The sequence below is a fragment of the bacterium genome, from assembly GCA_035691305.1.
Classification (GTDB): domain Bacteria; phylum Sysuimicrobiota; class Sysuimicrobiia; order Sysuimicrobiales; family Segetimicrobiaceae; genus DASSJF01.
The window spans coordinates 20,451-28,230 of the sequence record DASSJF010000076.1 but is presented as its reverse complement, the minus strand read 5'-3'; the positions used below and the strand labels follow the sequence as shown (position 1 = coordinate 28,230).

The 7,780-nt window shown below is 73.1% G+C and carries 7 protein-coding genes; all 7 read left to right on the top strand.

Annotated features, from left to right (window positions below):
• The coding region (locus tag VFL28_14410) for a thiamine pyrophosphate-dependent enzyme (GenBank protein ID HET7265854.1) at positions 1 to 672 on the top strand (672 nt) is incomplete at its 5' end.
• Positions 673 to 1,189: 517 nt separating this feature from the next.
• A complete protein-coding gene (gene glmS / locus VFL28_14405; protein ID HET7265853.1) occupies positions 1,190 to 3,019 on the top strand; it encodes a glutamine--fructose-6-phosphate transaminase (isomerizing) in 1,830 nt (609 codons plus the stop codon).
• Between the two features lie 13 nt (positions 3,020 to 3,032).
• Positions 3,033 to 3,983: an NAD-dependent epimerase/dehydratase family protein gene (locus tag VFL28_14400; protein ID HET7265852.1), complete on the top strand. Its 951-nt coding sequence runs from the start codon at positions 3,033 to 3,035 to the stop codon at positions 3,981 to 3,983.
• On the top strand, positions 3,980 to 4,144 hold the full coding sequence (locus VFL28_14395; protein HET7265851.1) for a Trm112 family protein: 165 nt from the start codon (positions 3,980 to 3,982) through the stop codon (positions 4,142 to 4,144). The genes VFL28_14400 and VFL28_14395 overlap by 4 nt, the downstream gene beginning before the upstream one ends.
• A gap of 49 nt (positions 4,145 to 4,193) precedes the next feature.
• Positions 4,194 to 5,780, top strand: coding sequence for an NAD(P)H-hydrate dehydratase (locus VFL28_14390; protein HET7265850.1), 1,587 nt, complete (start codon positions 4,194 to 4,196; stop codon positions 5,778 to 5,780).
• The gene (gene alr, locus VFL28_14385) at positions 5,770 to 6,987 is read left to right on the top strand and encodes an alanine racemase (GenBank protein ID HET7265849.1); all 1,218 of its coding nucleotides are present in this window, start codon (positions 5,770 to 5,772) and stop codon (positions 6,985 to 6,987) included. Before VFL28_14390 ends, alr begins: the two co-directional genes overlap by 11 nt.
• Positions 6,953 to 7,780, top strand: coding sequence for a prephenate dehydratase (pheA, locus tag VFL28_14380; protein HET7265848.1), 828 nt, complete (start codon positions 6,953 to 6,955; stop codon positions 7,778 to 7,780). Before alr ends, pheA begins: the two co-directional genes overlap by 35 nt.

Genomic DNA, 7,780 nt, shown 5'->3' with positions numbered 1-7,780 from the left:
CATCCGGTCGCGGCCGGCGTGCCCGGCGACCTCGCGGCGTCGCTCGCCGCCCTGCGCGCCGCGCTCGGGGGGACGCGCGGGGCGGCGGGGTCGACGCCTGCCGCCGCGACGGCTCCGGCCGGCGATCCGTACGAAGCCGCGGCCGAGGCCGTGGCCGCGGTACTCGGCCCCGAGGACATCCTGGTCGAGGAGGCCATTTCCGCGCGCACGGCGGTGTTGTCGCGCATCCCGCGGACGGTCCCGGGGTCGCTCTTCGGCGAGAAGGGCGGGACGATCGGGTGGGGCATGCCGGCGGCGTTGGGCGTGAAACTGGGCCGCCCGGACCGGCGCGTGCTGGCCATGGTCGGCGATGGCGGCGTCTTGATGGCCGCGCAGAGTCTCTGGACGGCCGCGCGTTACGGCATCGCGGTGACCTTTGTGGTCCTGAACAACCGCGGCTACACGATTCTCAAGCACGGGCTGGCCGGCCTCGGCGGCCAGGCGGCGCGGGCGGGCACATATCCGGGAACGGATGTGCCCGGCGTGGACCTGGTCGGCATGGCACGGTCGTTTGGGGTCGCGGCGGAGCAGGTGGGCGTTTCCGAACTTCCCCGCGCGCTCCGGCGCGCGCTCGGGGCGCCCGGGCCCGTTCTGCTCGATGTGCCGCTCGATGTTCCGGTGCGGCCGCTTTGAGGGGTTGGCAGGATCGACGAACAGATGGAATAATCTTAATCGCAGCCGGCGGGATCGTGGGTACGCCGGGACAGGGAGGTGGCGGGGAGACACGGTTTGCAAGCGCCGGAACTCACCGTCGTCGTCGATGGTCGCGCGGTGAGTTGACGAGGCAGGGGATCTCGAGCAGTGGAGCCGCGTCGGGGGTTCGCCGCGGGCTCCCATTCGGCGGGTGACCCTAGGTCTGGTCCGGACCTCATGGACGCTGCCAAAACCCGGAGGCAACTCCGGGGACAAAAGGCGTTCAGGACGCACACCTCAGGCAGCGGGTGGCTCGCGGGCGCCCCGCCCCGACGCCGCCGGAGCACGCGGGTACAGGTCCGCCGCTGCCCCAATTTTGTCCATGAGACTGTAAGGGAGCGCGCGAAACCGCGACCGGGGCGCGAAGGCGTCCCGTCGTCGGACCGCCTATCGGCGGACTCGTTACCACGATGAGATTACCGGGCGCGCCATGCGGTCCTGGACTTCGGAGGCGTGTATGTGCGGCATCATGGGCTATATCGGGGAGCGGCCGGCCGCGCCGGTGCTCCTCGACGGACTGCGGCGATTGGAATACCGCGGGTATGACTCCGCCGGCGTCGCGGTACTGAACGGCGGCGGCATCGAGATCCGCAAGGCCGCCGGCAAGATCGGACGTCTCGCGGACTTGATCGAGCGCTCGCCCGTCCACGGCATCGTGGGCATCGGCCACACCCGATGGGCGACGCACGGCCACCCGTCGGACGAGAACGCGCACCCGCATTCGGATTGCCGCGGCCGGATCGTCGTCATTCACAACGGGATCATCGAAAACTTCCTCGAGTTGCGGTCGGCGCTCGCCGCCCGCGGCCACACCTTCAAGTCGGACACCGACACCGAGGTGCTGGCGCACCTGATCGAGGAGGCCTATGAGGGCGACCTGCCGTCCGCGGTCGAGCGCGCCGTCTCCCAGGCGACGGGCGCCTACGCGCTCGTGGTCCTGGCCGCGGACGAGCCGGACAAGATCGTGGCCGTGCGCATGATCAGCCCGCTGGTGATCGGCCTCGGACAGGGTGAGGCAATCCTGGCCTCCGACGTGACCGCGCTGCTGCCCTACACGCGCGACGTCATCATCGTCGAGGACGGCGAGATCGCCGTGATCACGCGCGGCGAAGCGCGGCTTGCGAAGATCGGCGGCGGTCCGGTGTCCCGCGCGCCGGCCCGGATCACCTGGGACGCGGCGGCCGCGGAGAAGGGCGGCTACGCCCACTTCATGCTGAAGGAGATCCACGAGCAGCCGCGCGTGCTGCAGGAGACCCTGATGGGCCGGCTGCCCGACGACCGGGAGATCGAGCTCGACGGCGTCGAGCTGACGCCGGAGACCGCGCGCGGGATCGACAAGGTCTGGCTGGTCGCCTGCGGCACCGCGTATCACGCCGGCCTGGTCGGCCGGCTGCTGATCGAGCAGTTCGCGCGGGTGCCGGCCGAGGCCGACGTGGCCAGCGAATTCCGGTACCGCGATCCGCTCATCGGCCCGCGCACGCTCGCGCTCGCGATCAGCCAGTCCGGGGAGACCGCGGACACGATCGCCGCGGCGCGCGAGGCCCAGGCGCGCGGCGCGCGCACGCTCGCCGTCGCGAACGTCGTCGGCAGCACGCTCGCGCGCGAGGCCTCCGACGTCTTATACACCCGGGCGGGGCCGGAGATCTCCGTGTGCTCGACCAAAGCGTATCTGACGCAGCTCGCGGCGCTCGCGATGTTCGCGGGGGCCCTGGGGCAGGCGCGGGGAACGCTCGCCGCGCCGGCGGTGACCGCGCTGATCCGCGGCCTGCGCGCGCTGCCGTCGCAGGCCCAGGCGGTCCTGCGGCTCGAGCCCGAGATCATCCGCCTGGCGGAGCGGCTGCATACCGTGGAGGACGCGTTCTTCGTCGGCCGCGGCTTCGACTATCCGGTGGCGATGGAAGGGTCGCTCAAGTTCAAGGAGATCAGCTACATTCACTCGGAGGCGTTCGCGGGCGGCGAGCTCAAGCACGGCACGCTCGCGCTGGTGGTACCGGGGGTGCTCGTCGTCGCGCTCGCGACGCAGCCGGCGCTCGTCGACAAGATCGTCAGCAACATCCAGCAGATCCGCGCGCGCGGCGCGGAAGTCGTCGGCGTGGCCACGGCCGCCACCGCGGCGGCGGTGCGCCCCCACGTCGACACGCTGCTCGAGGTCCCGGCCGCCGATCCGCTGCTCGCGCCGGTGCTCAGCGTCATCCCGCTGCAGCTCTTCGCCTACCACGTCGCGCGCCTCCGCGGGAACGACGTGGACCAGCCGCGCAACCTCGCGAAGAGCGTGACGGTCGAGTGACGCCGCGCGGCGCATGAGGATTCTCGTCACCGGCGGCGCGGGGTTCATCGGGGCGCACGTCGCCGAAGCCTACCGCGACGCCGGCCACACGGTCGCCGCCGTCGACATCGTCACCGGGCGGGACCGCACGCCGGCCGGCGTGCGCTGCCACCGCGTGGACGTCGCGTCCGCGGCGCTCGACGCCGTGTTTGAGGCGGAGCGGCCGGACGTGGTCTCGCACCACGCCGCGCAGGCCAACGTGCGGCGGTCGCTCGCCGATCCGGTCACAGACGCCGCGACGAACGTCCTCGGCACGCTGCGCGTCCTGGACCTCGCGGTGCGCCACGGCGTCCGGCAGGTGGTGTTCGCGTCTACCGCCGGCGCGCTCTACGGCGAGCCGGCGGCGGTGCCGGTCCGGGAAGACGCTCCGATTCTGCCGACGTCGCCGTACGGGCTGCACAAGTATCTCGGCGAGCAGTACATGGCCTACTACCGGCGGATGCACGGCCTCAACGCGACGGTGCTGCGCTACGGCAACGTCTACGGACCCGGCCAGGACCCGGCGACCGAGGCCGGCGTCGTCGCGATTTTCATCGAGGCGATGCTGCGCGGCCGGCGGCCGGTGATCTTCGGCGACGGGGCGCAGGTGCGGGACTTCGTCTACGTCGGCGACGTGGCGGACGCCAACCTGCGCGTCCTCGGACGGGCGCTGTCCGAGCCGCTGCACGTCGGATCGGGTGCGGGCACCTCGGTCAACGAGATCGAGGCGCGGCTGCGCGCGCTCACGGGCGCCGCGGGCGCGCCGGAGCACGGCCCGGCGATCCCGGGCGAAGTCTACCGGATCTATCTCGACGTGAGCCGCATCCGTACCGCCCTCGGATGGCAGGCGCGCGTGGGACTGGAGGAAGGGCTTCGCCGAACCGTCGAATCGTTCAGCCACGGCAGAAAAGTCGCCCCGCTGAGTTCGGAGGACACCGACCGATGATCGACAAGGAACTGCTCGAGATCCTGGCGTGCCCGGTCTGCAAGACGCCGGTGAAGCAGGAAGGCGACCGGCTCGTCTGCGCCAAGTGCGGGCGCCGCTACCCGATTCGAGACGGCATCCCCGTGATGCTGGTCGACGAGGCGGAACAGCGGCCGGCCTGAGCGAGGAGGTGGCGGCGGCGTATACTCCGCGTCGCGCGGGCCTCTCGAGATGAAACTGCCGACGCCCAAGGAAATGGCGTCCCTCGAGCAGCGGACGCACGAAGCCGCGGGCATTACGGTCGCCGCGCTCATGGAGCGGGCCGGCGCGCGGACGGCCGAGGTGGCGCGGCGGCTGCTCGAAGGCCGCGGCGGGCGGCGCGTCGTCGTGCTGGCGGGCAAAGGGAACAACGGCGGCGACGGGCTTGTCGCCGCGCGCGACCTCGTCGGAGACGCGCGGGTGACGGTGTTACTGGCCGGGCCCGACGCCGAACTCGGCGGCGGGCCCGCGGCGCATCTCCCCTCGGTGCGAGGGCGGCACATCCCCGTGCTGGAAGCCACGACCGCGCAGTCCTCGGATATCGACGCGCAGCTTCGCGACTGCGACTTGATTATCGACGCGCTGTTCGGCACAGGATTTCACGGACCGGCGCAGGGCGTGCCCGCGGCCCTCATCGAGGCGGCCAACCGGTCCGGGGTTCCGATCCTCGCGGTCGACGTGCCGTCGGGGATCGATTCCGCGACCGGGGCGGCGGAGCCGCCGGTGATCCGGGCCGCCGCGACCGTCACCATGGGCCTGCCGAAGCTCGGGCTCGTCCAGTTTCCGGCCGCGGCGTGCGCCGGGCGGCTCTTCGTCGCGGACATCGGTATTCCGCGGGCGGTCGTGGACGAGGGGCCGATCCGCGCCGAGTTGATGCGCGCGGCGTGGATCGACCGCGCGTTTCCGCGCCGGCGCGCGGACGGGCATAAGGGCACCTACGGCCACGTCTACATCGTGGCGGGCGCCCGCGGCTTCACCGGCGCCGCCGTGCTGGCGGCCCGCGGCGCGATCCGCGGCGGGGCGGGGCTCGTCACGGTGGCGCTCCCGCGCTCGCTCGTGACCGCGCCCACCGCGTCGCTGCCCGAGGCGATGACGCTCCCGCTCCCGGAGACCGACGCCGGCTCTCTCGGCGCCGAGGCGGAAGGCGTAATCCGCGAGGCGGTCGCCTCCGTCGACGGCAGGCACCCCGCCGTGGTCGCGATCGGGCCGGGCCTGACGACGCGCGCGGAGGTCGTAGGCGTCGTGCGCCGTCTCATTCCCCAGCTCGGCGGACCGCTCGTCGCGGACGCCGACGCGCTCAATGCGCTGGCCGGCAACCCCGCGTTGCTCCGCGAGGCCCCGGGGCCGGTGGTGATCACCCCGCACCCGGGCGAGCTGGCGCGCCTCGTGGGCGCCTCGATCGCCGAGATCCAGCGTGACCGCGTCGCCGCCGCGCGCGCCGCCGCGTCGTCCACGGGTGCCGTCACGATTCTGAAAGGCGCGCGGACGGTCGTCGCGTCGCCGGACGGCCGCACGGGAATCATCCCGAACGGCAACGGCGCGATGGGGACCGGCGGCACGGGCGACGTGCTGACCGGCGTCGTCGCCGCCTTTCTCGCCCAGCGGCTGCCGGCCTGGGAGGCCGCCGTCTGCGCGGCGTACCTCCACGGCCTCGCCGGCGACCTCGCCGCGCCGGGAGAGCTCGGCCTCTTGTCGCACGAGGTCGCCGACGCGGTTCCGCGGGCGCTCGCGCTGGTCCGCGCGGGAACGGTCGACGAGGGCATCACGCATGTCGGCTAGGCCGCTGCGGGCCGGCTGGGCGGAGATCGATCTCGACGCGATCCGCGACAACGTTCATGCGCTCCGGGGCGCGCTGGTCCCGCCCGCGAAGCTGCTGGTGGTGGTGAAGGCCAACGGCTACGGGCACGGCGCCGTCGAGGTGACGCGGGCGGCCGCCGCGGCGGGGGCGTGGGGCTTTGGCGTCGCGACCGTGGACGAAGGCGAGGAGTTGCGCCGCGCGGGCGTTCGCGAGCCGGTGGTGCTGCTCGACCTCACGCTGCCGGACGAGGCGCCGCGAATCGTCGCGCTCGATCTCTCGGCCGGGGTCGCCGATCTCGACGCGGCGCGCGCGCTCAGCCGGGCGGCGAGGCCGTCGGGGCGCCCGGCGCGGCTGCACCTCAAGGTGGACACGGGGATGGGGCGCGCGGGGTGCGCTCCGGCGGATGCGCCGGCGCTGGCCCGCGCGCTCGCGGAGCTCCCCGGGGTCGCGCTGGAAGGCTGCTACACGCACTTCCCGTCCGCGGACGACGTCGACCTCGCCGCGACCCGCGGGCAGGTCGCGGAGTTCGCCCGCGTCCAGGCGGCGCTGCGCGGCGCGGGCCTCGAGGGCCTGCTGTACCACGCCGCAAACAGCGCGGGCACGCTCGCGCTCCCGGAGGCGCACTTCGATCTCGTGCGCTGCGGCATCGCCGTGTACGGCGTCTCTCCGGCGCCGCACCTCGGGGCGCGCGTCCCGCTGCGGCCGGCGATGCGCCTCGTCGCGCGCGTCGTGCAGGTGAAGCGCGTCCCCGCCGGAACCGCGGTGGGCTACGGCCGCGAGTACCGCGCGCCGCGGGAGACCACGATCGCGACGGTGCCGCTCGGCTACGCGGACGGGTACCCGCGCCTGGCGTGGCGCGCGGCCGAGGTGGCGGTCGGCGGGCGGCGCGTACGGGTGGCGGGACGGATCAGCATGGATCAACTGACCGTCGACGCCGGCGACCTCGCCGTCCGCGCGGGCGACGACGTCGAGCTGTGGGGCCCGGCGCTGCCGGTCGAAGAGGTCGCCGCGGCGGCGCAGACGATCGCGTGGGAGCTGCTGGTGCGCGTTCCGTTGCGCGTGCCCCGCGTCTTCACGAGCGGCGGCGCCGTCCGGTCGGTCCGGACGCTGGTCGACGCTTGGGACGAAGCCGCGGGCGAAAGGGGGAGTCGGCGTGCGCGTCGCCTTTCAGGGCGAGCGGGGCGCTAACAGCGAAGAGGCGGTCTTTCGGATCTTCGGCGACCGGGCCGAGCCGGTGCCGTGCCCCGACCTCGTGCAGACGTTCGACGCGGTCGTCGCGCGCCGCGCGGACGGCGCCGTGGTCCCGGTGGAAAACTCTCAGGCCGGCAGCATCAACGAGACCTACGACCTTCTGCTGAAGCACGATCTCTTCATCACCGGCGAGTACGATCTGCGTGTGCGCCACTGCCTGATGGCGCCGGCGGGCTCGACGCTCGCCGGCGTGACGCGGGTGTACTCTCATCCGCAGGCGCTCGCGCAGTGCGACGCGTTCTTGCGGCGGCACGGCATCGAGCCGGTCGTCTTCGGCGATACGGCCGGCAGCGCGAAGATGGTGGCGGAGCACCGGCCCGCCGGGGGCGCGGCGATCGCGCCCCGGCGGGCCGCGGACATCTATCACCTGCAGATCCTCGCGGAGGGCATCGAGACCAACCCCAACAACTACACCCGCTTCCTGGTGCTCGATCCGCGGCCCGCACCGAAGGCCGAGCGCAGCAAGACCTCGATCGTGTTCGTCGTCGCGAACAAGCCGGGCACCCTGTACCAGGCGATCGGCGCGATCGCCACCCGCGGCATCAACATCGCGAAGATCGAATCCCGGCCCGGCCGCGAGCGGCCGTGGGACTACGTCTTCTACCTCGACGTGGACGGGCACGTCGACGACGACGCGATGGAAACGGCGCTGGCCGATCTCCGGCGCCACACCTCGATGCTGAGGGTGCTGGGCTCGTACCCGAAGGCGGAGCCCCCGGCCGTCACGTAA

What these genes read in the sequence shown, in the direction of transcription:
- glmS (HET7265853.1), top strand. Translation starts at nt 1,190, where the DNA reads ATGTGCGGCATCATGGGCTATATCGGGGAGCGGCCGGCCGCGCCGGTG.
- alr (HET7265849.1), top strand. Translation starts at nt 5,770, where the DNA reads ATGTCGGCTAGGCCGCTGCGGGCCGGCTGGGCGGAGATCGATCTCGAC.
- VFL28_14390 (HET7265850.1), top strand. Translation starts at nt 4,194, where the DNA reads ATGAAACTGCCGACGCCCAAGGAAATGGCGTCCCTCGAGCAGCGGACG.
- VFL28_14395 (HET7265851.1), top strand. Translation starts at nt 3,980, where the DNA reads ATGATCGACAAGGAACTGCTCGAGATCCTGGCGTGCCCGGTCTGCAAG.
- VFL28_14400 (HET7265852.1), top strand. Translation starts at nt 3,033, where the DNA reads ATGAGGATTCTCGTCACCGGCGGCGCGGGGTTCATCGGGGCGCACGTC.